Below are 24,413 nucleotides of genomic sequence, written 5' to 3' on the forward strand. Positions count from 1 at the left end.
CTCATTTGATGGTTCGCTTTTTTATTTCTTTTTTGCATAATGATTGAGTAAATCCAGCATCGCAGAAACTTTATCAAAGCATTCTTGATATTCGGCATCGGCATCGGAAGCAATAGTGATGCCGCCACCGGCCCACAATGAAACATTTTCTTGATATTTTTGAATAGAGCGAATTAAAATATTCCAAGAACCTGTCCCATCAACATTAAAATAACCCAAACTACCGCAGTAAGCACCACGTGGTGCCACTTCAAGTTCATCAATAATTTGCATGGCACGAATTTTAGGTGCACCAGTAATTGAACCACCAGGCAGTGCGGACATCAGTACATCTAACGGGGAAACAGATTCTTTTAGTATTGCTGTAATTTCACTGACCATATGATGAACTTGCTTAAAGGACTCAATTTCAAAAAGTTGAGTTGTATTCACTGAACCTATTTCGGCATAACGGCTTAAATCATTGCGCATTAAATCGACAATCATCAGATTCTCAGCTTGATCTTTTTCAGATTGAATCAGTTTTTGTTTAGATCCTTCATCTAAAGTAGAGTCGCTATAACGAGGCATTGTTCCTTTGATCGGCCGTGTAATTATTTTCCGATCATGTTTAAAATCAATGAATAATTCGGGGGAACAACTGAGTAATTCAAAATCATCAATTTTTAAATAGCCTGAATAGGGGGCATCGGTGAGTTTCCAAAAGTCTTCAGCGGTTGCCAATAATAACCCTTCAGCTTTTGCAGTAAATTGCTGTGTTAAATTGATTTGATAGCAATCACCTGCTTGAATATATTCTTGGACCTGCATAAAAGCATTCAGATAGTTATTTTTATCCCAACTTGGCGTACATGGTTGGTTCAATAAAAAAAAAGGTTTATTTTCACGATTTAATTCTTTCTGAACACGTTCAAATATTGCTTCTCCTTCTTCTTCATCGCTAAAAAATGTCCATCCTTGAGGAGTAAGTTTTAAATAGCTATGATAAACCCCTAAAAATAAGCTCGGTTGTAGTTTTTCTTGAAGGTTAACGTATTCTTGAGCCGCATGATCATAACTAATAAAACCAATTAAACCGCCCTTAAAATCATGTAAATTATTTTGATTGAGAGGTTTGGAAACAAAATTAAAATCTGTAAATTGAGTTTGTTCTTGATATTGACAGAGTGTAATTCTTTTAAAATTTTGAGAAATTTTATTTTTAATCAAAAGATATTCAGAAGCAAAAAAAGCAATAACGGGTTGATTGTTGTTTTTTAAATAAACCAAATGGTTGAAAGATGATAAAGCTGAAAGGATTTGAGCGGCGCTAATTGATTGTTTAATTAATAATTTTTGAAAGATGTGAGAGTGGTGCATATAGATAAAAGTATCAAAGGCTATACAGATATTTTCTATTCTATAACACTATTTATGCACAAAGTACGTAAATACCGTTTGTCGGTAACATAAATATTACGACCAATAACAGTTGAATAAAACATCACACAGATATAACTTTAGTGAGGCAATAAAGATCACTCAAGGAAAATTCACTGTTGACTAAAAAAGAACAGCAATAGTGAATATCGAGTGATTCCTAATCGAAAAAAAATAATACTCTTGGGAGAGTACGAAATGAAAAAATTCACTAAACTTGCTTTAGTTTCTTCATTAGCAATTAGCGCAAACGCGATGGCAATGCAAGCAATGGATGATGCTACATTGGGCGCTACTACTGGTCAAGATGGAATTAACATCGGGATTGGTCTTTCAAAAATTGAAATTGAAAAATTATTTATTCATGACAATAATGGTTTAACTGCAGCGGGTACAGCGGGTACAGCAGGTTTTGGTGGTACATCAACTGCGGGTGCTATTTCAATTAAAGCAAATGGTACAGGTGCAACAGCAACCAATGGTATCGTTATTTCTGCTCCAGTAAATGCTGCGGGTACTGCTTATGATCTAACTCGTATGTTAGCGACTGGTCACTTAGCTGATTTGTCTATCGATTCGGATGCTGGTACAGGTACAGGAAACACTGCATTTATCAATATTGCTGCGAAAGTATCTGGTTTAGATATTGCAGTTGGTGAAATTGGTGTTACAGCTTCTAATGCTGCTCCTGCTGCTGGTGCAACTTCGATTCGTCGTGGTGGTGATGATGCGAACTACAATGCAGTTCTAAGTGGTTTAACCCTTAAAACTGGTAAAATGGATGCCAACATTCAAGTCGGTGCTTCACCTCAAGGTGCGATGATTATTCTTGATACAACGATGATTGGTGGTTTAGAAATCACTAACTTGGGTATTTTGGATAATTCAACTAAGCTTGGTACGGGTGCTGGTACTAGTGCGGCTAACCGTGCAGCTGGTGAAATCCATATCGATAGCATAAAAGTTGCAACTGCTAATACTACTGATTTGGCTGTAGATGCTAAAGTAAGTGTTTATGGTAAAACTGATACCAATAATGGTTACTTACAAATTGTTGCTGGGACAAAAAATACAACAGGTACAGACATTTATGTTTCTGGTGTTAAATTAGGTAGTTCAGCTGCTGCTTCAATTGGTGATATTGAAGTGCAAGGTTTGAAAACTTATTACAACCCAACTCGCGCTTTCGGTGCTAATGTGATTGGTACTGCAATCACAGTATCTGGTCACTAATTTGGTTTGAAAAAAGCGCGTGAATTCACGCGCTTTTTTTTTACAAAAATAATGTTAAATTTTTCAAAAAGGCTAAATAAAAGCTGTTTTTTTTTATAAAAAAGGTTATCTTTCTGTTACATGGATGTAGAGCATAAGCTCTAGAACAATATTATACAAAGGCGCGTCATGCCGATAAATAGAAAAGTTAAAAGATATGTTAGAGATTGCATTAGGCTCGGCATTGATGTACTACTTTGCCACTGAAGCCTTTGATATTAAGAAAAAACCAGCAGAGGCTGTGTATTACACAGAAATGCTCGATTCTCGCCAAAACTCCTTTAATCGCATGCACAGAGAGCCAGTTCTCATTAAGCCTGCTTTAGTGGATCAATTTCGCGGTATTGTTCGTCAAGCTTATGATTATAGCTGTGGATCAGCAGCATTAACTACATTACTCAATGGTTATGTTGGTACGCAGTTATCTGAGCAACAAACCATGAATGGATTGTTGAAATTTGGCGAAACAGAAAAGATTATTCAACGCCGCAGTTTTTCTCTTTTAGATATGAAACGTTTTGTTGGTGCATTGGGTTTAGAAAGCGGTGGCTTTAAGGGCGAATTTTCAGATTTAGTCAAGCAAGCTCAACCTGCAATTGTACCTATTTCTTATGCTGGGTTTAAACATTTTGTTGTCTTTAAGGCGTATAAAAATGGTCGAGTATATGTCGCCGATCCTGCCTTAGGGAATATTAGTTTTGATGAGCAGCGTTTTAAAGAAATTTGGGAAAATAATACGCTGTTCTTAATTAATGTCGCACCGGAGCAAAGAAAAAGTCTATTGGCTTTACAAGATGCTGACTTACGTCATGTCGAGGATGCAACAGTGAATCGCTATGCTTTTGTTGATATGCAATATCCTCAATTTTATAGTGAAAAAATTGCAGATAAAGCCTCAACAATTCGGTTAGATAAAAATTTAAATGAAGATTCAGCCAATTTTGGTGACCCGACATATAATTTCTTAAGACTTTATTACAAAAGTAAATAACGTTTTAACAGTGCAGATTAAAAAAATAAAAATGGTAGGATGAAATATGAATCGTAAATGGATGAACAAAACTTTATTGGCTTTGAGTATTCAAATGGCAATTGGGGTTGTGTATGCAGCAGAAGATCCAGTCCTTGGAGAATATGAGGTTGTAGAGCAACAAGACGTTGCTTCTACACCATCAAGTTCTGAAACTCTAGCAGCATCGCCTACGTTTGCAAAAAGTGAGGCAGCAGATCAGAAAAATACTGATACTGTGGCTGCATCATCACAATCTGAAACTCTTGCGCAAACCGAAGTTCAACCTGTAGATGAACGTTCACAAGCTTCTTCGGCATTACAGCAGCAAGAAGGTGATGCCAGTAAAGAAGCTAATTTACAAGAAGTTTTCACCTCGAATGAAAGACAGTATTCATTAATTAAAAAGGGTGAAATCTCATCTTTTTACGATATTGATTATACGTATTATCGTGATACTCAAATTGATGCGGAAATGGCGAAAGGTCAGCTATATCAACTTCGAGTTCAAGAGAATGCAACCCATTCTATTACTAATAATTTTACTGCACAGTATGGTGTTTTAGATAATTTAACATTTACTGCTTCATTGCCCCTCGTGGCTAAAACAGATTTATTAAAAGATACTTCTACAGCAGGATTGGGTGATATTTCTTTTGGTGCGCGTTGGGAACCTTTCCCTTTAAAAGCGGGAAGACTGCCACTGATTTTATTTGGTAATGTATCGACTAAAACGGGTGATAGCCCTTATGAAATTAATGCCACAGAGGATTTATCAACAGGTAAAGGTTATTACTCTGCTGGCGTAGGTGCAAGCACGCGTAAATATATTGATCCAGTAGTGCTGTTTGCTTCTGTTTCTGCCAATTATGGTTTTAAAGAATCTGGCTTAAATCAGAAGCGTGGTTCACGTATTATTGATGAATTTGAACCTGGAATCAGTGGTGGTTTTGCCTTTGGTTTTGCTTATTCATTTAATTATGATGTATCTATGACCATGTCATATCAGCAAAGTTTTAATACCGGTTCTGAGTTCACTTATAACACTAATGGCATAATTGAATCATACTCGCCTGCTGATCAAACCAGTTCTACACTCGGAATTTCGTTGGGTGTTCGTGTTTCACCAGAAACGATTGTGAATGGCACAGTGGGTATTGGATTAACGGAGGATGCACCAGATGTTTCTCTAGGTCTATCTTTCCCGCTTGATATTTTAGGCTTCGGCAAGAAATTACGCTAAGAGGGTAGTCGTATGTACACAATTCGACTTCGCCCGCTAGCTGTAGCAATTATATTATCGGGTTGTTCAAGTTTGTCTTTTGCTCAATTGGGCACTAACTTATCAGTTGATATTCGGTCACTCAGTATGGGTAATGCTGTTACAGCAGACCCACCTGGGATTAGTGCCATTCATTTTAACCCTGCAGCTTTAACGAAAATTGAAGGTTTACAAACCGATGTGCAGGGAATTCTAGCAAATTTTGATGTAAAAAGAGAATTTTCAGTTCCTCAGGGGTTTAATGTCTTTGGCTACTCTGACGATCCCTTAGTCTGTAACGATGGTCCAGAAGTCGCGGCCGATATTTGTACTGATTTTAAAGGAACCGTCAATGGGGATGTAGAATACGTTAGCCTGTACGTTCCCATTTTAAAGAAAATGGTCGATTTGGGTGAAGGTATTCCGATGGTCGCTCCGACTGCAGGTATTGCTTATAATCCTCCTGGTTCAAAAACCACATTCGCAACTGCAATTTATGCACCCTTAGTTGCTGGTTTTGGTACAGAAAATGGAAATGCTGGTAACTACATGGGGCAACAAGTTGCTTTAGAGCGGATTACCTATTTATCACCTTCTATTGCCTATGAGGTCAATGACCATTTATCTATCGGTGCTTCCGTAGGTATGTCCTATCAAGCGATTGGACTCAAAACAGACTTACGTTTTCCCAATGAGTTAATTGGGATGTTGCGAATGATTGATGAAGTGGTTTGTACTCCTTTTAAAGAAAATCAAGATATTATTACCGACATTTTATTGCTGGGCATATGTAATACAGAAGAGGGTATGAATCCTTTTGGTCGTTTTGGACAAATGCAGGTTGCGTTAGAACAATCCTTAAGTCCAAGTTATAACTTAGGTGTGCTTTGGGAACCGACTGAAGACTTTAGCTTTGGTATGGTGTATCAAAGTTCTGCGAAAATGCGTTTAAAGGGTAAATACCATATTGATAATGCGAAAGCGCCGCGTGAGTTAATCAAAGGATTGATGTCTTCACCTACAGGACAAATTCTTGCTGCGATTCTCGGCTTTCCAAACTCTATTCCTGCCAGTGAATCTGGTTTGGTTTCAATGGACTTTGAATATCCTGCGCATTTTCAAACGGGTATAAAATATAAGATTCTACCTGATTTACAAGTAAATTTTGATATAGGATGGACTGATTATCGGGCTTGGGATAAGTTCAAGTTTGAATTTGACAGACAAATTTCAGCTTTAAAAATTGCAAAATTACTTTCTGAAAATATTGGTGATGCGTCTTTGGCCTTACCTCTGGAATTTACTTCTCCATGGAATTTCGGTATTGGTTTCGAATACTCAGCCACAGATCGTTTAAAGTTACGTGCAGGCTATGAGCCACGTACCAGTGCAATTCCTGATAATAAACGTAATACCATGATTCCTATTAACAATGCACAATTGTTTGGATTGGGCGTAGGGTATCAATTTGATGCAGATACTGATTTAGATTTATCAATCGGATTTTTACGCAGTCGAGATAAAATTCCAGCGAATACCAGTAGCTTAGCAAACCAAACAGGTGTCAATAATATTTTATTAAATCCATATGCGGGTTTAAATATTAAAACCGATACTAAAGTCACGATTCTAGGATTGAACTATAGAACACGATGGTAAATAAATTGAAAAAATTGAAAAGGATTTCTTTAAGAAAAACGATACTTACATTATGTTTGATGCAAGTATCTGTTTCATATGCAGGTGAGTTTTATACCATTATTGGACCTGATGGGCGGCCAATAGTGGTGCAACAACCGAGTCAGCCAAAAATTAAAAAAATAGAAGTGATGCAGTCAAAACCTAGCGTTGCAGTCACATCAGAGAAAAAGCAGCCAGACAGTAATCATAAAGAAACTTATCCACAAAAAGACCTTCAAGAAAATATACCACCAGCAGTGGCCTCTATTCCTGAGCCTGAAATAAAACGGAAGTCTCCTCAAGTAGCGGTAATTCAAGAGCCGTTAGCAAAACCTGTGAAAAAAACAACAATTGACAAGATTAAAAAAGAATCTCATCCGCAGATTCCTGTAAAGTCGCAGCCATTTCAGCCGCTACAAACGGTTGTACCGATTACAGTCGAGCAGAAGCAGAAAAAAACTGAAACTCAGGTAGTAACTTCAACGGTACAACAGGATGGAAATTCACAAGCGAGTGATGCTTTTGTCATTATTGATGATGAAAAATATATTAAAAATGAATATTTAGAAGATAAAGAGTTTAATTTAGAAGGTAAGAAACGTTTTTATGCCATGCCTGAAGGAGTGATTGATATCAAGCATGGTGCAACACGTTTGCAACTTGTTGAAAGAGAAAAAGGGGTGAGTCAGTCCATCCTACAATCACTTTTTAAGAAAAATCAAAAACAAGATACTGGACCGATTACTTTATCTTCCACCTATTATCGAATATCACAACAAAATGCTATAAATGGCTTAGGGCAACAATGTTTTCAAGATAAAAAAATTAAAAATGCCAAAGCTGTGAGTTTGAATAAAGAAGTCAATATTTGGCCTCGTGCACCTTTAAAAGACCAATTTGACTTTGAGATTGTCAAAATATCTGATGCAATTCAAAATATTCAAATTAATTCTTATGCTTCACGCCAACAGAATCCAACATTTTATTGGCCATTTGTGGTTTTTTTGGATGCACAGGGCTGTGTACTTGAAGGTGCTGGTGGCTTTAAAAATCATGATACCGCTGCTTCCTTTCGCTCTCATGAAAAAATTGAAGGCGTAATTCATGTGCCTGTTAACAGTCAATATTTATTATTAACACCTTTGGCCAGTGCCATAGATTTAGAAAATAGAGCACTGACCAATCACGGTCAATTGAAATTAATTGCAATTCGCTAAAGCTATAAAAAGAGAATTTAGGATGAAAAATAAATATTTATTACCTTTTGCACTCACCAGTCTAATGGCTGCTTTAAGCGGTTGTGGTGGAGAAAGTGCCAATGTTGTCCCTGAAGAATATGACTCGAGTACCGAAAATGGTGCTTGTACGATAGGCACAGAAGGATGTGTGCAGTTCGCTTTAGATTATCCAATTGATGGATTAAATTTCACTTGTAGCAGTGACACGATCAATAGCTTTATTTCTATTATGAGTTTAAATAATGGCGCTGCAACGGGGAGTTGTCGAGTTGGGGATAAAGTATCTTTCTTCATTAAAAGTGAAAAAGATAAAAAAATTAATTTGGGTGTAGTCGATTTAAATTCAATTGCTTTAGTCAGTACTGCTCAACCGCCACGCTTAACTATTTTAGATATTGCAATTGGCATGACCAATCAACCTGCTGCTGCTTTATCCCAAGATGATCCAACCGTCAAAGTAGCGATGAAATTAGCCAAGATTTTTCAGGCTTTGGCATTACAAGACAGTAAAATTGTTGAACCTACAGATGTTCAAGTGCTTTATATTACTGATGCAATGCGAACCAAATTAGATCTGATTTTAAATTCAGTGACAGCACAACAAATTATTAATGATCAATATGTTGGTATTATTAAGCCTTGGGTTGATGTTTCAGTCATTAGCGATGATCAAGCTTTTGAAGTGGTGAAAAAACTCATTACAATTTCAAATGCAGCCGTTTACCAACCTGAATTTTCATTATTCTCAACCAGCGGTGCATTTGGTAATTTATTGTCAGGTTCTGATGGTTTGGTGGGCTGTAACAAAGAGGATTGTACTCCGACAACGAACAGTTCTATTCAATATCTATTTGGGCATTTCTTGTTGCTTACCGACCGACAAGGTTATACTTTCGGCAGTGGATTACAGTGGAAAGGGCCTATGACAGGCTCATTATCGACCATCAGTGGAATAAATGCTGAATTAATACGCAAAGTAAAACCTGTCCGTATGACAGCGCAAGCCCAATCACATTGGATTAATCCAGTGAATAAAAGAATTGATCAAAACTATCAATTTGATATTGCAGATGTCAATTCACAACCTTTAATTGTGACTCAAGGCAGATTGTATAATGATTATATGATTGCGGGGAAAGAGAATTTTTATAAATTACTCACGAAGAAAACCACAGTGAGTGCTGAAGATCGTAAAGATTTTGGGAAATGGCAACAGAATTTTACAACAGGTGAAGTTTATAAAGGGTCATTAGATTTATATAAAATTTTCCCAATTACTTATTTAGATAAAAGCGTTTTTAAATCTGTAAATAATGTGAAAGTAGGCGAGAGCTATGTTTTTCCTCTGTATGCAGATTTGACGTTTAAATTTACAGATACGACGGTACCCGAAGTGAAACTAGGTATTGTGATTGATGAAAATGGTGATATTCGCTCGAATATGAAGTCCGGCTTTACAGACAATGATATGTCTACTTCAAATAATGCATGTACTGAAAACAACTTTGATCGTACAACATTTATAGATGGTAATGATGTGCAGCAATATCGCTTAGGAACAGTGGCACGAGCCTTTACTGAGAATAAAACCATTTCTATGCGTATGGTTTTAGCCAATGATGTTTTTAAGAAAATAAATGGTGCTTTGGTTGGCATGAACACCACCATTAAAACTTCAACTGAATCTTCTGGTGCAGATGTCGTTATTGGAGGGGCACTTTTAAACTTATCCGAATTATTAAAAGTGAATAATGGACAAGCTGTAATCAGATTTAAACAATCAGATGGTAGTACTGATGTTAAATGGGGCAGTAGCTTAGCCAGTTTCCAAGGTGTTTATAATACCAATAATAAAGATGCAGTAACGCCTGCGGATACCGCTTTGGCGCAATTAAATGGCGGAAATTTAGAGCTTAAATTAGCATCATGTTATGGTGTAAAAATGAAGTAATTTTGAATAAAAAAAGCTCATCCATGGATGAGCTTTTTTTATACTTTATAACCGTCATTTTTTTAAAATTAGCCCGTATGATCTAAACGTGAACCTAATGTTTCCAAATGCATGTCAAAAGTATTATTTTTTCTATCCGAAAAATAATGTTTTAGTGTGTGTTCTACACTTGGGAACGCCAATTCAGACCATGGGATTTCATGTTCTTCAAAGAGTCGACATTCGATACTTTCTTCACCTGCACCAAATGCCCCATTGATTAGATTGGCTTTAAATAAAACATAAATTTGACCAATGCGTGGAATATTGTACATACAATAAAGATGTTCAATTTCTACTTCTGCCTCTGCTTCTTCTCGTGTCTCACGAGCAGCACCTTGCTCCATGGTTTCAAATAATTCCATATAACCCGCTGGAAGTGTCCACAAACCGTAACGCGGTTCAATAGCTCGACGGCAAAGTAAAACTTTATTCTCCCAAAGTACCAGTGCGCCACAAATAACTTTGGGATTGATGTAATGAATATTGCCACAATCTGTACAAACACGACGCAATTGATGGTCGCCTAGTGGAATTTTTTCCGTTGTTTTATGTCCACAAATTACACAGAAATTCATATTCATCATCAATGATAAAGGTATGATCAGCATAACTGAAAAATCGAACTTTAGCATCATTTCTATCTTTTGGAAGAAAAATTCAGCTATGATGAATCAAAGAAGAAATAATGGAAGAATAACGTATGGATGATGATTCATTAACTCAATTATTACAGCAGAGATTACGTTTTTCTCCACGCGTTAAACCTGCTCAAGCGGCTGTATTAATTGCTATTACCAATGAATCCAATCCCAAGGTTTTACTAACACGCCGTTCTATTTATCTTTCAAATCATGCCGGCGAAGTATCATTTCCAGGTGGAAAAAGAGATCCTCAAGACACCAGTAATATCGTTGTGGCGTTACGTGAAGCCTATGAAGAAACAGCATTAAATCCCTTCGATGTGCAATTGATTGGTGATTTGCCAATGCAAAAAGCACGTAATGGAATGTTAGTCAAACCTGTGGTTGGATTGATTCCACCTGAAGTCAAATTAATTGCTCAACCTACCGAAATTGATCGGATTTTCTTTGCTTCATTAAGTAGCTTGATGAATGCACCTCCTATTCCCTATGAAGTGCGTTATGCCCATCAATCGTTATATTTTCCCAGTATGCGAGTCGAAAATGAGATTGTTTGGGGATTAACAGCTCGTATGCTGGTTTCACTTTTTCAATATGGATTGAATTATCAAAAGGAGTGGCCTTTTTTATTAAATTCACCTGCTTTTCGTATAAATAAAACAAAACGTGATGAATAAGCTCAGAAAAGGAATAGAGAAAAATGTTGTATAAATTTAAAGGTCATGCCCCACAAGCTTTACATCAACCTTGGGATGGTTGGGTTGCAGACAATGCAACAGTCATCGGCCAAGTAGAAATGGGTAGGCAAGTCAGTGTTTGGTTTGGTGCTGTTATTCGAGCAGATAATAGTAAAATAAAAATTGGTGACTTGACCAATGTGCAAGAAAATGCAGTGTTACATACCGATGCTGGAATTGAAATGCAGATAGGCAGTTATGTCACGATTGGACATCAAGCGATGCTGCATGGCTGTACCATTGGAAATAATACGTTAATTGGCATTAATTCGGTCATTTTAAATCATGCAGTGATTGGTAAGAATTGCATTATCGGGGCAAATGCATTAATTCCTGAAGGCAAGGTCATTCCAGATAATTCAGTCGTGATGGGATCACCGGGGAAAATAGTAAAAACTTTAGAGCCTGCCGATGAAATTAAGCTGAAAATATCCGCGCTGCATTATGCAGAACATTTTAAGAATTTTCAGAACTTAGAAAGAGTTGAACTGTGATTTGATGACTTTATTCAGCCAAGCAAATGCTTGGCTTTTTTGTATTCCCCAGATGGAAAATCTCGCCTAGTACGGATGAGTGGAGTATGATATGCATCGTTTTTTATATTTAAATTAATTAAGGTCGTGCATGAAATTGCTGGCGTTGGAAACTGCCAATGAGCAGTGTTCCGTCTCTATTGTAGATGAAACCCAAGAATTGTTTTTCCAATTAGATGCGCGAGCAAAAGCACAAACGCAAACGATTCTCCCGATGATTGATCAGGCATTTACACAGCTTGGCCTATCTGCATCTGAATTAACGGCGATTGCCTTTAGTCGCGGTCCCGGTTCTTTTAGTGGTGTACGAATTAATGCAGCTGTGACTCAGGCATTGGCTTGGGCAAACGATCTTCCAGTCGTTCCTGTTTCAAGTTTACAAGCACTTGCACAAGCGGCTTATCGGGTGCTGGGATTAAAATCAGTTACGGCCGTACTCGATGCACGAATGCAGGAAGTATATATTGCGAGTTTTGAGCTTGATCAACATGGCATTATGCAAGCAGTAGATGAAGAGCAACTTCTGAATTATAGCAATGCCAGTCAAGTGGTTCAGTTTGAAATGGTCGGTTCAGGCTCAGCTTTAATTCAGCCTGAACAAATACAATACAAAGACTTAAGTGCGACTGCGCAAGATATTGCTACCATTGCTCGCTTAAACGTGCAACAACAAAAATGGGTCAGTGCTGAACAGGCATTACCTGTGTATTTACGTGATAATGCTTGGAAAAAAATTCCAGAACAGGGCAAATCATAATTAGGATTTTCTATGGATCTTTTACTGCTGCTCAAAGCGGCAATTATGGGTATTGTTGAAGGTATTACCGAATTTTTACCAATTTCGAGTACTGGACATTTAATTCTCGCTTCGGAACTGATGAATTTCTGGACCAAAGAAAAAAGTGATGTATTTGTGATTGCCATTCAAATGGGGGCAATTGCAGCAGTGATTTATGAATACTGGGCACGTCTTTGGGGTGCAGCAACGGGTATGTTTACAGGTGAACCGAAAGGTCGTCGTTTAGGGTTTAGCCTGATTATGGCTTCAATTCCGATTGTGTTGATTGGACTGACTTTGGGTCAATCCATCAAAGAGCTGTTGTTTAACGACATTGCCGTGGCGATTGGTTTAATTATCGGTGGTTTAATTATTATCTGGATTGAAAAAAATCCACCTGTTGTTAAAGCACAAGAAGTAGAAAATATTAGTTATAAAGAAGCGATTTGGATTGGTTTAATCCAAGTCTTGTCGCTTATTCCTGGAACTTCGCGATCAGGAGCAACGATTATTGGGGCGATGTTTTTAGGCGTATCCCGTAAAGCAGCCACTGAATTTTCATTCTTCTTGGGCATTCCAGTCATTATTGGTGCAGGTCTTTTAGATTTATATCAAAGTTATGATGTGTTCAAGACTAATCAAGATTGGCTTGTGCTTGCTACAGGGACGCTTGTTTCATTTATATCTGCCTTGATTTTAATTCGAGTGTTGGTAGCGTATGTTGCAAAGCGTGATTTCATGATTTTTGCTTGGTATCGTATTGCTTCAGGCCTCCTCATTTTACTCTTTGCATTGACAGGCTGGAAATTATGGTAAGCGATATCCGCTTATTTGTAGAACCAGAATTTCAAGAGAAAGCACAGCACTATTCTGCTGTGCTTTCTGATCGTGGGGTACAAGTCAATCTAAGCGTGGTTGAAAAAATCAATGCTCGCTTCTTACGTTTGAACCCAGAATTGGGCTTATGTGTAGATCATGCTGGACTGTGGCTGTGCGCCGATGGCATGAAAATGCAACCCGACTGGAAAGCTGAAATTCCCCGCTTAAAAAGATCATCAATAAAATCTGAAATGATTGCACGAGCATGTAATTTGGGTGAGAAACCCAGTTTAATTGATGCGACTGCCGGATTGGGACATGACAGTTTACTGATGGCGCATTTAGGTGCGCAGGTCACACTCGTTGAACGGCATCCGATTTTATTTACCTTGCTGGAAGATACGCAAAAAAATGCTGAAAAAGATTCATTTTTAAGTCCAATTGTTGCGCGGATTCATTTGGTTTTTTCTGATTCTGCTGATTATTTGAAACAGCAAGCAGATCAACACAATACGGTAGATGTGGTTTATCTTGATCCGATGTTTCCGCAACGCGATCAAAACCAGCAAGCCATTAAAAAACAGGCTCAGGTTAAAAAGCAAATGCAGTTACTGCATTTGCTTTTGCCAGAGGATGGAGAAATGGATCTTGGGAACAATTTATTGATTCTAGCCCAAAAAATAGCCAAACGTGTGGTGGTGAAGCGTCCACGTTTGGCGGTATTTCTTGCTGAACAGGAGCCACAACATCAATGGTCGGGAGATGCCTGCCGTTTTGATGCCTATTTTCAGCAGCATCTTATAGAGTAGTTTGGTAAATGCCTCAATATTGAGCATTAATTTGTTATATAGTGAAAAATAATATTGATAAAATGACCACTAAGCATACACTTAGGGGGTAAACCCGCGAGCGCAGCTAACTCTAAATCTTATGATCGACTTTAAACCCTCCATTAATTTTTGGCATGATTTTAAAAGTAACCAAACTGCAGGGATGTGGCTTTTTTTGGGGTCGCGCCGATCGTTACAAATTGTCCGTCCTTCGATTTTACAATTGATTTTTTGGGGGATTTTAGGCGGTAGTGCCAATAGTTTATTTAGCTGGTTAAGCTCTGGCGAGGTTGGCGATTTCAACCCGCAAGGTTTGATTAGTTATGCGTTGTGGCCTTTTATTGCTTTAATTGTTGGGATATTTCTTTCGCAACGGATTAATAATCCACGTTTAATGCTCGTGCCTGCATTGCTGTGGCTGGTGCTGGATACCCATATTGCTTTATTACAAAGTTTTATTCAGTACTTGGGCTTCATTGATATATTGCCTTATGTGTTCTATGACTATTTACCCATGATTTTTATGGTGCTATTTGTCTGGCAAAGTTTGGCTGTCGTGTGGGTTTTTTCACGTGAATTAAAATGGCCATGGTGGGAAAGAGCACTGATTGTCGCTGCTACGCTTTTTACTTTAGTCGTTTGGCAAATGTCAGTTAAAAGTCAACCGATTTGGAAAGTTGAGGAAATACCACCAACCTTTGCTGAAGATGCTTTTTATGCGCAAAGTCGACTTTTAAATAAGTCCTTAGAAGCCGTCCAATATGGTGAGTTTGCACAATCGCACTGGTACTTTTTAGGTGTGGCAGGTGCCGGTTATCAAGATGTATTTAAATCTGAAATAGAACGAATTAAAGAACAATTTGATACACGTTTTGGGACTTTTGGTCGTTCACTTGCGTTAATTAATAATCCAGCGACACGAACTGAAACACCAATTGCTTCACGTACTAGCATGGAACTGGCATTACGCCGAATTGGTCAGCAGATGAATCGAGAAAGTGATGTTCTCTTTCTATATATGACGTCGCATGGTTTATCTAACCAGTTTGAGATGGAAAATGCACCTTTAGATTTAAAGGATGTTGATCCCAAATGGTTAAAAGAAACCTTAGATAAGTCGGGTATTCGCTGGCGTGTGATTGTGATTTCAGCGTGTTATTCAGGCAGTTTTGTTCCTGCTTTACAAGATGATAATACCTTGATTATTACTGCATCTGCTGCAGATCGAGCATCTTTCGGTTGTTCAAATGAAGCCGATTATACCTATTTCGGTCGGGCTTTTTTTGATCAGGCCATGCGTGAAAACAATTCAATTGGTGCTGCATTTGAGCAAAGTAAGGCAACCGTAGCGCAATGGGAAACCGCGCAAGGTTTTGAAGCATCTGAACCACAATGGTCAATCGGCAAAAATATGGAATTTATGCTGCCACAATTGGAACAACGTTTATTTCCAGCAGCAACAAACCTGACGCACAAAGTAGAAAACACGTCACTGAATGTTCAACCCCAATAAAGGACAATGACTATGGAATTAACCCAACAGTATCGGTGTTTTGAGGGTGAGCAACGAATTTATACATTGGACTCTCAAGTCTTAAAAACTAAAACAAAATTGGGAGTATTTTTACCACCACAAGCTTTATTGGGACAGCGTTGTCCTGCACTTTTTTATTTGGCAGGTTTAACCTGCACGGAAGAAACCTTTAATATTAAAGCACATGCACAACGTTTAGCCGCACAGCTAGGGTTGATTATGATTACCCCTGATACCTCGCCAAGAGGGGAACAGGTTGCAGAAGGTGATTCGTGGGATATTGGTCAAGGTGCAGGTTTCTATATTAATGCAACCCAAACGCCTTGGGCCGAGCATTATCAAATGGAAAGTTTTATTGCAGACGAACTGTATGATTGGGTCAACCAAAACCTGCCTATTCAAACCCAAAAAATTGGCATAATGGGGCATTCTATGGGGGGGCATGGTGCATTGACGTTGGCCTTTAAATATCCGAAAAAATTTAAGTCAGTGTCTGCCTTTGCACCGATTTGTGCGCCAAGTCAATGTCCATGGGGCGAAAAAGCATTTTCTCAGTATTTAGGCACTGAACAAAGTGATTGGAAAAAGCATGATGCAACAGCTTTGGTTCAAGCCAAAGGTGCAGTATTTAAAGACATTCTAATTGATCAGGGATTACAAGATCAATTTTATGCTCAATTAAATCCTGCATTATTTAAACAGGTGTGCGCGCAAGTCGGGCAATCACTTACTTTGCGTGAACATATTGGCTACGATCACGGCTATTATTTTATTCAAAGTTTTATTGATGAACATTTACAATTTCATATTGTACAACTCGAACATTAAAACTTAAAAATGTATTAAATTTTGATCATAAAGGAGAATCTGATTCTCCTTTATTTATTCATGCTGCCAAGTGACGATAAACTCTTGTTGTGCCATACGATTGAGATGGTCGAGAACTACTCTTTCTAAGTGACTTAAATCGGTTAACGTGCTTTCTATAGATACCCATAGAATATCTGATTTTGGTGTTAAGTTAACCGTTGCATCAGGCATAAAAATACTCAGTTTCTCTGTTGTTTCACTCACTTCAAACTTATGTTTCCAGTGATTCAAGAGGCGTTTAGCGATACGAGCAGCTTCAGAGGTATTAATGGTTGTATTGCTTTTCATTCTCATTTACCTTGTGGTGTACAGCTAAAATAACAGATTAATGCGTTCATAAAAGTAAAAAAATGGAACGCAATGTTGCGAATTTGGAATAATCAATCTAAGGGTGTTAAACAGGATTGAATCACCGAATATGGGTACAATTTGTTATAATGTGCTAAATCAATTTGAATAGATTGTCAGGTTTTCCCTATGTCTAAGCCATATTTAATTGCACCTTCCATTTTATCTGCCGATTTTGCCCGTTTGGGTGATGAAGTTGATCGTGTCCTTGCTGCAGGCGCAGATGTAGTACATTTCGATGTCATGGATAACCACTATGTACCAAATCTGACTTTTGGTGCGGGAATATGTAAAGCCTTAAAAAAATATGGTATTCAAGCCCCGATTGATGTGCATCTCATGGTTTCACCCGTAGATCGTATGATTGGTGATTTCTTGGATGCTGGTGCAGACATTATTACCTTTCATCCTGAAGCGACGCATCATATTGATCGTTCTTTACAGCTCATCAAATCGGGTGGAGCAAAAGCGGGTTTGGTTTTTAATCCAGCGACACCATTACATTATCTGGATTATGTTCTTGATAAAGTTGATCAAGTTTTATTGATGAGTGTTAACCCTGGTTTTGGCGGGCAAAAATTTATTCCTATGACTTTAGATAAACTGCGTGAAGCACGTAAAATGATTGATGCATCGGGGCGTGATATTCGCTTAGAAGTCGATGGTGGTGTCACACCCGCAAATATTCGCGAGATTGCCGAAGCAGGTGCAGATATGTTTGTGGCGGGTTCGGCTATTTTTGGTCAACCTGATTATAAAATGGTGATTGACGAAATGCGTTCAGAGCTTGCAAAAGTCGGTGCTATAAATATCTAATTATTTTTATAAGCGAAATTGAGTCTGTGGATAAGTTTATGGATAACTGTATGGATATCTATGTAGATAACTATATGGATAACTTGTTTATTTTATAAACAATGCACGATCAATGGTTTAATAATTAGACGTTAAATGTATAAAAAGGATTCAAAATGAGTCCTTTTTTATGGTTTAAGTAATTCAAAAATATGGTTGTTTAATCATCGTTGTCTAAAAATAATGCTGTTTAAAAAATAGTTTTATTGTTTAATTAGGCATGATTTTATCTGAGTGTGATGGCATTCATATAAATTTAAAGAAATGTGTATAACTTAAATTTTGGTTCATTGATCAGATGAAGTAGATCAATTTTTTTGTTTAATGTTAAACTGCTTTAAATGTTGAATCGACCCATCAAGGATGAATCATTGCTGACTTCATTACGCAAACATGTTTGGTTTGTGTGCCTCATGGCTTTTGCCATTGGGTGGAGTAGCGCTGTCTTCGCCATAGTTAAACCAGTACATCAATCCATGATGATTGAGTTGAGTGTAAAACAGAGTCATGCAGAAATGTTGGCAATGTCGAATTGTCACGAGGCACAGACTTTACAAGTGCTTATACAACACGATGCTTCGCAGCATACGCAATCGCAAGTTGCTCTAGATTGTCACCTTTCAGCCAATGAGCAAATGCAGCATGCAAGTTGTCATGAGTGCGCGCAGTTGCATTGTCAAAGTTTAAGTACATGGTTAGATGTACAAACCATTAAATTATTCAATTTAGAAGAAATTCAACAATTACAACAATTCAATTTTGACTATTCAGCCCAGCATTTAAACGGTTTCTGGCAGCAAATTTTACGTCCTCCTAAAGCTTAACCTCGATTTAAAAAATATTTTCATTTTTAAATTACAGGTTAAGTCATGTCTATAAAATTAAGTCAAAGTCTCCTTGTGGGCGTATGTTTGGTGACATCCTCTTGGGTATGTGCCGCAGTTAAAGAATATCATCTGAATATTGATGAACAGATGGTCAACATTACAGGCAAGCCACTCAAGCGTATTACCGTGAATGGTCAATTTCCTGCACCGTTTTTAGAGTTTGAAGAAGGGGATGAAGCTGTTATTCATGTGCATAATAAGCTAAAAAATAAAGATTCCTCTATCCACTGGCACGGTCTATTGCTGCCTGGCTTAATGGATGGTGTACCCGGTTTTAACCAATTTAAAGGGATTAAGCCTCAAAGCGATTTTATCTATCGTTTTAAAGTACGTCAGAACGGCACTTATTGGTATCACGCTCATTCAAAAGGACAAGAACAGGACGGTTTATATGGTGCTTTGGTGATTTATCCGAAAGATAAAAAGCCCGTTGCAACACATGAACAAACAGAGCGTGATTATGTGGTGATGCTCTCCGATTTTCATGAATCGACCAGCGATCAGATTATGAAAAATCTGAAAAAATCAGCAGAGTACTATCAAAACGAGCGTGAAACCGTAGCCGATGTTTTAAAACAGGTAAAACGCGACGGTTTAAAAAGCACATGGCAGGATCGTTCCATGTGGAATCAAATGCGCATGTTGAAAACGGATTTGTCTGATGTTACTGGTTATACCTTTCTGATGAATGGTAAAACGCCTGAACAAAACTGGACGGGTATGTTTAAACCGAATGAAAAAGTCCGACTGCGTTTTGTGAATGCCTCCGCTATGTCATTTTATGATGTCAACATTCCAAATTTGAAAATGACCGTGGTAAGTGCTGATGGTCAGCCCGTTCAACCTGTTGTTGTCGATGAATTTCGTATAGGAACTGCGGAAACTTATGATGTTGTGGTGGAGCCAAAGGCCGATCACTATCAAGTTGAAGCAGAATCCATTGACCGTAGTGGATTTGCAATTGGTACATTGCATAATGAAGCCATTGCACAGACACATGCTATTCATATGCCAAAAGCACGTCCACGTGCCTTGCTAACGATGGAAGATATGGGACATGGTTCTTCGGGTGATCATGCCAATATGGATCATAGTCAGATGAACCATAGCCAAATGAATCATGAAAGAATGGATCACTCTATGATGAAACATGATTCTGTGCTAATGGATCGTACGAAAATGCGCCATGCCAAAGTTACTGATCATTCGCAACATCAAGTCAACTCTGATTCTACGCCACAGCAGCAGATGGATCATTCAGCACATGCAGCAGCGAAACCAACAGTGGATGATCAGGAACAGCCAGTTTATGGTTGGGCTAATGCTTCGACACCCGCAGGTCATAAAGCACTGCAATATAGTGACTTAAAATCGTTAACCGCGCAAAAAGATATCCGTCCAGCAGAGCGAGAACTCGAAGTTCGTTTAGGTGGCACAATGGAGCGTTATATTTGGACCATAAATGGAAAAAAATTTACTGAAGTAGAACCTTTACAGGTGAAATATGGTGAACGCATCCGTTTGAAATTTATCAATGACAGTATGATGGCGCATCCGATGCATTTACATGGCATGTTTATGCAGTTGGAAAATGGGCAAAGCAGCAGTCAACTGCCGAATAAACATACTTTGATTGTGCCGCCAGGTAAAAAGGTAACTGCTTTGCTCACTGCAGATGAGTTAGGCGAATGGGCGATTCATTGTCACCTGCTGTATCACATGTCCTCAGGAATGATGAGTAAATTGATTGTCGCACATGTAGATAACAATCAAGCAGCAACGACACCCGCTACCTCAAGTCCATTACAGCAAGGAGACTCACATGCGCATCATTAATTTATTTGCGATGAGTACATTGAGTGCCTCATTATTGTTACTCAGTGGACAGAGTTTTGCTCATGAAGAGCATCATGCCATGTCGATGTCTGGACAGCAGAGACAGCCATCAGAAAACATCCCGATGGATCATTCACAGCATCAAAAGATGTCGATAGCGCCTCAAGTTGTTGTTGAAGAAAAGCAAGTATCACCTCCACAGCATGCACATTCAAACTCAGATGATTTTGCATATAAATCGGATCAGCAGTTTGATCATGCAGCGCATTTGAAAGAACATGGTGGACAAATTTATCAACAAACAACGCTGGAAACTAAATGGCAGCGTAATGATAATGATGAGGGTCAGGGGGCTTTAAAGTCAGAGCTTGAGACTCGAATTGGAACGGATGAAAATAAAATTTTTATTAAAGTTCATGCTGATAAAGTCGAATCACATCAAACTGAATATGATGCCAAACTGTTGTATAGCCGAAAGGTTGCTGATTTTTGGGATCTACAGGTGGGTCTCCGTTATCGTAATGATCCAAATCGTAAAATTGATCAAGACCAAGTCGATGCCGTATTCGGTCTTCATGGTATGGCACCGTATTTTTTTGAAACGGATGCTTATCTATATATCGGGCAAGACCGTCAAGTTTCTTTTAATTTAGAAACTGAACGTGATTTGTTGATTACGCAAAAATTGATTGTTCAGCCATATTTAGATATGAATATCGTGTTGAGTGACGATTCCAACTATGCCAAAAAGAACGGTTTAAACTCAGTACAGGTGGGTGTGGAAACACGTTATGAGATCAATAAAAAGGTGATGCCTTTTATGGATCTGGCATACGGATATAACAAAGGGGTTCAAGAAACAGCATGGCAGAAATCATCGTCTTCTGAAAATGAACTATTCTATGGTGTAGGTATTCGTTTTAAATTTTAGATTAGTTTTTATGCTGAAGAAAATACGACGGGTCAATGCCAGTCGTATTTTTAGTAGAAGAAGTGAGTCAAAAGATGTAAAAATTGTCCCCATTTAAACTCATTATTTATATAATAAGATGTTGTTGGAGGAACGACCTCCCTTGGCGTAGCTTTTCTTTAGCCAAGACAATTCGTCAGGACGACCTGACTCTAATCAAATAGAGCATAGTCGTCATGGCTTGGATTTTACTGGTACTCGCGGGACTTTTTGAAATTGTATGGGCATACACCATGAAAATTTCAGAAGGTTTTACACGGCTTACACCTAGCATTATTACCATCATTTTTATGATTTTGAGTTTTGCTTTGCTGGCCTATGCAATGCGTACTTTACCGCTTGGTACAGCGTATACAGTTTGGACAGGCATTGGTGCAGTAGGTTCATTTCTGGTGGGGATTTTTATTTTGGGTGAACCTGCATCTGCCATGCGTATGTTGGCTGCGGTTTTGATTGTTTCTGGATTAGTGTTGATGAAACTGTCATCATCATAAAACTGAATATGATTTTTACGACAGGAGAAGACAATGGAACTCGCTTTTATGGAAATGCCTTCTCCTGTTGGTATTTTAAAATTAGTTGCGACAAAAAATGCTTTAGTTGCTGTGCTTTGGGAAAATGAAAACCCAAAACGCGTTCGCTTAGCAGAATTGATTGAACAAGTGGATCATCCAATTTTGTTGGCAACCCAAAAACAATTAAGTGAATATTTTGCAGGTACACGACAGCGGTTTGATTTGCCATTAGATTTTGAAGGAACCGAATTTCAGAAGAGAGTTTGGCAAGCTTTACTGGATATTCCTTTTGGTGAAACCCGAAGTTATCGTGACATTGCTGAGCAAGTGGGAAATATCAAAGCAGTTCGTGCTGTGGGTGCAGCTAACGGGAAAAATCCAATTTCGATTATTGCGCCGTGCCATCGTGTAGTCGGTATGAATGGAAAGTTAGTCGGATTTGCAGGTGGGTTAGACAATAAAAAAATTCTACTTTGTTTAGAAAAACAATAATTTAAATCAAATAATCGTTATTATTCTATCTAAAATTAAAGATGGTAAAATAATGGAAACAATATTCGGTCAATTATTTTCAACCTTTTGGTGGATGATACTCCTTTTTGTTGGATTAGGTCTTTTTAAAGCCTTCACGCCATTTCTAAAAGGGAAATTTGGCGAATTCGCTGTGAGTGTTCATGCCAAAAAATACTTAACTAAAGATTATATTTTACTCAATAATTGTACTTTACCCGATGAGCAGTCGGGTACAACACAAATTGATCATATCTTGTTAAGCCCATACGGCATTTTTATTATTGAAACCAAAAACTATAAAGGCTGGATTTTTGGGGGTGAACGCCAAAAAATGTGGACACAAAAAATCTTTAAGAAGAGTTATAAATTTCAAAATCCACTGCACCAAAACTATAAACATCAAAAGGTTTTAGAAGCTGTCCTGAGTGATATTGTTGCCTCTGAATATTTACATTCTGTGATTGTATTTATGCCTGATTGTGAATTTAAAACAGTGATGCCTGTGAATGTGTTTAGAGGAAAGGCGTGGACTGACTATGTAAAATGTTTTAAAGATGAGGTTATTCCAGCGATAAAACTGAAACGAATTCAACTGCGAATAGAGAAAGAGATTCTGGAAAAATCTTGGAAAACAGACCGCTTACATGTTGCTAATCTGCAACAACGCAACGGAAAAAATTGATTATTGAAACATTCGTCTAGCCTATTCGAAACCTTTAAATAGGTTTTGAAGAATAGCGTCTAGGACGATCTTATTTAGCTGAATTACTTTGAAGCAGGTAAATAATTTCACTGAGTTGTTTGATACGTTTGACTTCATTCCATAGCATTTTTGCTTCAGGGTAATGCTTGGACATCATCCCAAGCCATTGTTTATAGCGTCCCACCATATTAATTTCTTTTTTATAAGGGCCATGTAAGAAACGAATTTGTAGGGCTAAAAGCTCATCCCATGTGATGAGCGGTTCATCTAAATTTTGGCGGATACATTGGGTCAAATCAGGAGTGGTGACTGCACCACGACCAATCATTAAATCGTTGCAACCTGATTCTAAACGACACTGTTTTGCATCGCTATTGGTCCAAATTTCACCATTGGCAATCACATTAATTTTCAGTGCTTCACGAATGGGTTGGAGCTGATCCCAAAATGCAGGGGGCGTATAACCTTCGGCTTTGGTTCGCGCATGTACTGTTACCCAAGCAGCACCTGCATCTTCAATTGCATGTGCATTTTCTAAAGTAAAGTTTCTGTCCATATAGCCTAACCGCATTTTTGCAGATACTGGAATGTGGCTAGGTACAGCATCCCGAACGGCTTTGACCAGTTGATAAACCACTTCAGGTTCATCTAACAGCACTGAACCGCCACGGTGACGGTTCACAGTTTTGGCAGGGCAACCAAAGTTCATATCAATGGCAGGTGCGCCAAGTGCTACAGCGCGAATGGCATTGGCTGCCAGCATTTCAGGATCATTGCCTAGAAATTGTACATGTACGGGAGTGCCTGCCGCAGTTTTACCCTCAGTCAATAATTCAGGACAATAGGTGTGGTAAACGTGATCTGGTAAGACTGAATTCGTAACACGAATAAACTCAGTGACACACCAATCAAAGCTGCCGATATGGGTGAGTACATCACGCATGATCGGATCGGTTAAGCCTTCCATGGGTGCAAGGATAAGTTTCACAGAGGTGTTACCAATCAAATCAAAAAGTGGTGTTATACGTTTTTTTCAGGGAGATGTCTAGGAAAAGGGCTTTGAAATATTCTAGAGTGCTATAGGTTTGACTATCGCTCTTATACTGAGGATATTGCAGGTATTTTGTATAGTTGAAACATTAAGTTGTTGAGACGAGTTAAAGTTTTATTTT

Annotated in this window: 24 protein-coding genes; 20 read left to right on the plus strand and 4 right to left on the minus strand. The window is 38.2% G+C overall.

Annotation, left to right across the window (positions count from 1 at the left end):
- Positions 1 to 21: 21 nt before the first annotated feature.
- Positions 22 to 1,359 (minus strand): anthranilate synthase component I family protein, encoded by a 1,338-nt coding sequence (locus H0S58_RS02695; RefSeq protein ID WP_195727066.1) that lies wholly within the window; start codon positions 1,357 to 1,359, stop codon positions 22 to 24.
- 258 nt (positions 1,360 to 1,617) lie between these two features.
- Here H0S58_RS02695 and H0S58_RS02700 point away from each other — a divergent pair, with 258 nt between their 5' ends.
- From H0S58_RS02700 to H0S58_RS02725, 6 genes are all read left to right on the plus strand, one after another.
- On the plus strand, positions 1,618 to 2,652 hold the full coding sequence (locus tag H0S58_RS02700; RefSeq protein ID WP_195727067.1) for a DUF6160 family protein: 1,035 nt from the start codon (positions 1,618 to 1,620) through the stop codon (positions 2,650 to 2,652).
- A 196-nt stretch (positions 2,653 to 2,848) separates the two neighbouring features.
- Positions 2,849 to 3,682 carry a C39 family peptidase gene (locus H0S58_RS02705; RefSeq protein WP_053578669.1) on the plus strand — a complete coding sequence of 278 codons (834 nt, stop codon included), beginning with the start codon at positions 2,849 to 2,851 and terminating at the stop codon, positions 3,680 to 3,682.
- 46 nt (positions 3,683 to 3,728) lie between these two features.
- Positions 3,729 to 4,943 carry a hypothetical protein gene (locus H0S58_RS02710; RefSeq protein ID WP_195727068.1) on the plus strand — a complete coding sequence of 405 codons (1,215 nt, stop codon included), beginning with the start codon at positions 3,729 to 3,731 and terminating at the stop codon, positions 4,941 to 4,943.
- Positions 4,944 to 4,955: 12 nt separating this feature from the next.
- Complete coding sequence (locus H0S58_RS02715) at positions 4,956 to 6,620, plus strand: OmpP1/FadL family transporter (RefSeq protein ID WP_092720928.1); 1,665 nt, start codon at positions 4,956 to 4,958, stop codon at positions 6,618 to 6,620.
- The gene (gene filE, locus H0S58_RS02720) at positions 6,614 to 7,858 is read left to right on the plus strand and encodes a putative pilus assembly protein FilE (RefSeq protein WP_195727069.1); all 1,245 of its coding nucleotides are present in this window, start codon (positions 6,614 to 6,616) and stop codon (positions 7,856 to 7,858) included. The genes H0S58_RS02715 and filE overlap by 7 nt, the downstream gene beginning before the upstream one ends.
- 22 nt (positions 7,859 to 7,880) lie before the next feature.
- Positions 7,881 to 9,830 carry a hypothetical protein gene (locus tag H0S58_RS02725; protein WP_195727070.1) on the plus strand — a complete coding sequence of 650 codons (1,950 nt, stop codon included), beginning with the start codon at positions 7,881 to 7,883 and terminating at the stop codon, positions 9,828 to 9,830.
- A 68-nt stretch (positions 9,831 to 9,898) separates the two neighbouring features.
- On the opposite strand, the gene H0S58_RS02730 is transcribed toward H0S58_RS02725, so the two are convergent.
- A complete protein-coding gene (locus tag H0S58_RS02730) occupies positions 9,899 to 10,447 on the minus strand; it encodes an NUDIX hydrolase (protein WP_195727071.1) in 549 nt (182 codons plus the stop codon).
- A 125-nt stretch (positions 10,448 to 10,572) separates the two neighbouring features.
- On the opposite strand from H0S58_RS02730, the gene H0S58_RS02735 reads away from it, so the two are divergent.
- The 7 genes from H0S58_RS02735 to fghA all read left to right on the plus strand — a co-directional run bounded on the left by H0S58_RS02735 (position 10,573) and on the right by fghA (position 16,572).
- On the plus strand, positions 10,573 to 11,190 hold the full coding sequence (locus tag H0S58_RS02735; protein WP_053578664.1) for an NUDIX hydrolase: 618 nt from the start codon (positions 10,573 to 10,575) through the stop codon (positions 11,188 to 11,190).
- 23 nt (positions 11,191 to 11,213) lie between these two features.
- Complete coding sequence (locus H0S58_RS02740; protein WP_195727072.1) at positions 11,214 to 11,744, plus strand: gamma carbonic anhydrase family protein; 531 nt, start codon at positions 11,214 to 11,216, stop codon at positions 11,742 to 11,744.
- A 130-nt stretch (positions 11,745 to 11,874) separates the two neighbouring features.
- The gene (gene tsaB, locus H0S58_RS02745; protein ID WP_195727073.1) at positions 11,875 to 12,540 is read left to right on the plus strand and encodes a tRNA (adenosine(37)-N6)-threonylcarbamoyltransferase complex dimerization subunit type 1 TsaB; all 666 of its coding nucleotides are present in this window, start codon (positions 11,875 to 11,877) and stop codon (positions 12,538 to 12,540) included.
- Between the two features lie 12 nt (positions 12,541 to 12,552).
- Positions 12,553 to 13,377 carry an undecaprenyl-diphosphate phosphatase gene (locus H0S58_RS02750; RefSeq protein ID WP_053578661.1) on the plus strand — a complete coding sequence of 275 codons (825 nt, stop codon included), beginning with the start codon at positions 12,553 to 12,555 and terminating at the stop codon, positions 13,375 to 13,377.
- Complete coding sequence (locus H0S58_RS02755) at positions 13,371 to 14,189, plus strand: class I SAM-dependent methyltransferase (protein ID WP_413784410.1); 819 nt, start codon at positions 13,371 to 13,373, stop codon at positions 14,187 to 14,189. Before H0S58_RS02750 ends, H0S58_RS02755 begins: the two co-directional genes overlap by 7 nt.
- 121 nt (positions 14,190 to 14,310) lie before the next feature.
- A complete protein-coding gene (locus H0S58_RS02760; protein WP_092720934.1) occupies positions 14,311 to 15,723 on the plus strand; it encodes a C13 family peptidase in 1,413 nt (470 codons plus the stop codon).
- Positions 15,724 to 15,735: 12 nt separating this feature from the next.
- Complete coding sequence (fghA, locus tag H0S58_RS02765; RefSeq protein ID WP_195727074.1) at positions 15,736 to 16,572, plus strand: S-formylglutathione hydrolase; 837 nt, start codon at positions 15,736 to 15,738, stop codon at positions 16,570 to 16,572.
- Positions 16,573 to 16,626: 54 nt separating this feature from the next.
- Here the strand turns inward: fghA and H0S58_RS02770 are convergent, their stop codons facing one another.
- Positions 16,627 to 16,902 (minus strand): DUF2218 domain-containing protein, encoded by a 276-nt coding sequence (locus H0S58_RS02770; RefSeq protein WP_195727075.1) that lies wholly within the window; start codon positions 16,900 to 16,902, stop codon positions 16,627 to 16,629.
- Between the two features lie 189 nt (positions 16,903 to 17,091).
- On the opposite strand from H0S58_RS02770, the gene rpe reads away from it, so the two are divergent.
- The 7 genes from rpe (at position 17,092) to H0S58_RS02805 (ending at position 23,220) form a co-directional block, all read left to right on the plus strand.
- A complete protein-coding gene (rpe, locus tag H0S58_RS02775) occupies positions 17,092 to 17,778 on the plus strand; it encodes a ribulose-phosphate 3-epimerase (protein WP_053578656.1) in 687 nt (228 codons plus the stop codon).
- 410 nt (positions 17,779 to 18,188) lie between these two features.
- Entirely contained in the window at positions 18,189 to 18,641 is a 453-nt protein-coding gene (locus H0S58_RS02780; protein WP_195727076.1) for a hypothetical protein, read from the plus strand.
- 45 nt (positions 18,642 to 18,686) lie between these two features.
- Positions 18,687 to 20,540, plus strand: a complete 1,854-nt coding sequence (locus H0S58_RS02785; RefSeq protein WP_195727077.1) for a copper resistance system multicopper oxidase — start codon at positions 18,687 to 18,689, stop codon at positions 20,538 to 20,540.
- Positions 20,527 to 21,471: a copper resistance protein B gene (locus H0S58_RS02790; protein ID WP_195727078.1), complete on the plus strand. Its 945-nt coding sequence runs from the start codon at positions 20,527 to 20,529 to the stop codon at positions 21,469 to 21,471. The genes H0S58_RS02785 and H0S58_RS02790 overlap by 14 nt, the downstream gene beginning before the upstream one ends.
- A gap of 215 nt (positions 21,472 to 21,686) precedes the next feature.
- Positions 21,687 to 22,004, plus strand: a complete 318-nt coding sequence (sugE, locus tag H0S58_RS02795; RefSeq protein WP_193892332.1) for a quaternary ammonium compound efflux SMR transporter SugE — start codon at positions 21,687 to 21,689, stop codon at positions 22,002 to 22,004.
- A gap of 33 nt (positions 22,005 to 22,037) precedes the next feature.
- Entirely contained in the window at positions 22,038 to 22,517 is a 480-nt protein-coding gene (locus H0S58_RS02800; RefSeq protein WP_195727079.1) for a methylated-DNA--[protein]-cysteine S-methyltransferase, read from the plus strand.
- A gap of 52 nt (positions 22,518 to 22,569) precedes the next feature.
- Positions 22,570 to 23,220: a nuclease-related domain-containing protein gene (locus tag H0S58_RS02805; protein WP_195727080.1), complete on the plus strand. Its 651-nt coding sequence runs from the start codon at positions 22,570 to 22,572 to the stop codon at positions 23,218 to 23,220.
- 70 nt (positions 23,221 to 23,290) lie between these two features.
- Here H0S58_RS02805 and H0S58_RS02810 read toward each other — a convergent pair whose 3' ends face one another.
- A complete protein-coding gene (locus H0S58_RS02810; protein ID WP_195727081.1) occupies positions 23,291 to 24,229 on the minus strand; it encodes a tRNA dihydrouridine synthase in 939 nt (312 codons plus the stop codon).
- Between the last annotated feature and the right edge of the window lie 184 nt (positions 24,230 to 24,413).

Source organism: Acinetobacter sp. TTH0-4 (assembly GCF_015602665.1).
GTDB lineage: Bacteria > Pseudomonadota > Gammaproteobacteria > Pseudomonadales > Moraxellaceae > Acinetobacter > Acinetobacter albensis.

Bases quoted from the DNA above. Each gene is read 5' to 3' on its own strand.
- H0S58_RS02695 (WP_195727066.1), bottom strand. From the start codon at position 1,359: ATGCACCACTCTCACATCTTTCAAAAATTATTAATTAAACAATCAATT.
- H0S58_RS02700 (WP_195727067.1), top strand. From the start codon at position 1,618: ATGAAAAAATTCACTAAACTTGCTTTAGTTTCTTCATTAGCAATTAGC.
- H0S58_RS02705 (WP_053578669.1), top strand. From the start codon at position 2,849: ATGTTAGAGATTGCATTAGGCTCGGCATTGATGTACTACTTTGCCACT.
- H0S58_RS02710 (WP_195727068.1), top strand. From the start codon at position 3,729: ATGAATCGTAAATGGATGAACAAAACTTTATTGGCTTTGAGTATTCAA.
- H0S58_RS02715 (WP_092720928.1), top strand. From the start codon at position 4,956: ATGTACACAATTCGACTTCGCCCGCTAGCTGTAGCAATTATATTATCG.
- filE (WP_195727069.1), top strand. From the start codon at position 6,614: ATGGTAAATAAATTGAAAAAATTGAAAAGGATTTCTTTAAGAAAAACG.
- H0S58_RS02725 (WP_195727070.1), top strand. From the start codon at position 7,881: ATGAAAAATAAATATTTATTACCTTTTGCACTCACCAGTCTAATGGCT.
- H0S58_RS02730 (WP_195727071.1), bottom strand. From the start codon at position 10,447: ATGAATTTCTGTGTAATTTGTGGACATAAAACAACGGAAAAAATTCCA.
- H0S58_RS02735 (WP_053578664.1), top strand. From the start codon at position 10,573: ATGGATGATGATTCATTAACTCAATTATTACAGCAGAGATTACGTTTT.
- H0S58_RS02740 (WP_195727072.1), top strand. From the start codon at position 11,214: ATGTTGTATAAATTTAAAGGTCATGCCCCACAAGCTTTACATCAACCT.
- tsaB (WP_195727073.1), top strand. From the start codon at position 11,875: ATGAAATTGCTGGCGTTGGAAACTGCCAATGAGCAGTGTTCCGTCTCT.
- H0S58_RS02750 (WP_053578661.1), top strand. From the start codon at position 12,553: ATGGATCTTTTACTGCTGCTCAAAGCGGCAATTATGGGTATTGTTGAA.
- H0S58_RS02755 (WP_413784410.1), top strand. From the start codon at position 13,371: ATGGTAAGCGATATCCGCTTATTTGTAGAACCAGAATTTCAAGAGAAA.
- H0S58_RS02760 (WP_092720934.1), top strand. From the start codon at position 14,311: ATGATCGACTTTAAACCCTCCATTAATTTTTGGCATGATTTTAAAAGT.
- fghA (WP_195727074.1), top strand. From the start codon at position 15,736: ATGGAATTAACCCAACAGTATCGGTGTTTTGAGGGTGAGCAACGAATT.
- H0S58_RS02770 (WP_195727075.1), bottom strand. From the start codon at position 16,902: ATGAAAAGCAATACAACCATTAATACCTCTGAAGCTGCTCGTATCGCT.
- rpe (WP_053578656.1), top strand. From the start codon at position 17,092: ATGTCTAAGCCATATTTAATTGCACCTTCCATTTTATCTGCCGATTTT.
- H0S58_RS02785 (WP_195727077.1), top strand. From the start codon at position 18,687: ATGTCTATAAAATTAAGTCAAAGTCTCCTTGTGGGCGTATGTTTGGTG.
- H0S58_RS02790 (WP_195727078.1), top strand. From the start codon at position 20,527: ATGCGCATCATTAATTTATTTGCGATGAGTACATTGAGTGCCTCATTA.
- sugE (WP_193892332.1), top strand. From the start codon at position 21,687: ATGGCTTGGATTTTACTGGTACTCGCGGGACTTTTTGAAATTGTATGG.
- H0S58_RS02800 (WP_195727079.1), top strand. From the start codon at position 22,038: ATGGAACTCGCTTTTATGGAAATGCCTTCTCCTGTTGGTATTTTAAAA.
- H0S58_RS02805 (WP_195727080.1), top strand. From the start codon at position 22,570: ATGGAAACAATATTCGGTCAATTATTTTCAACCTTTTGGTGGATGATA.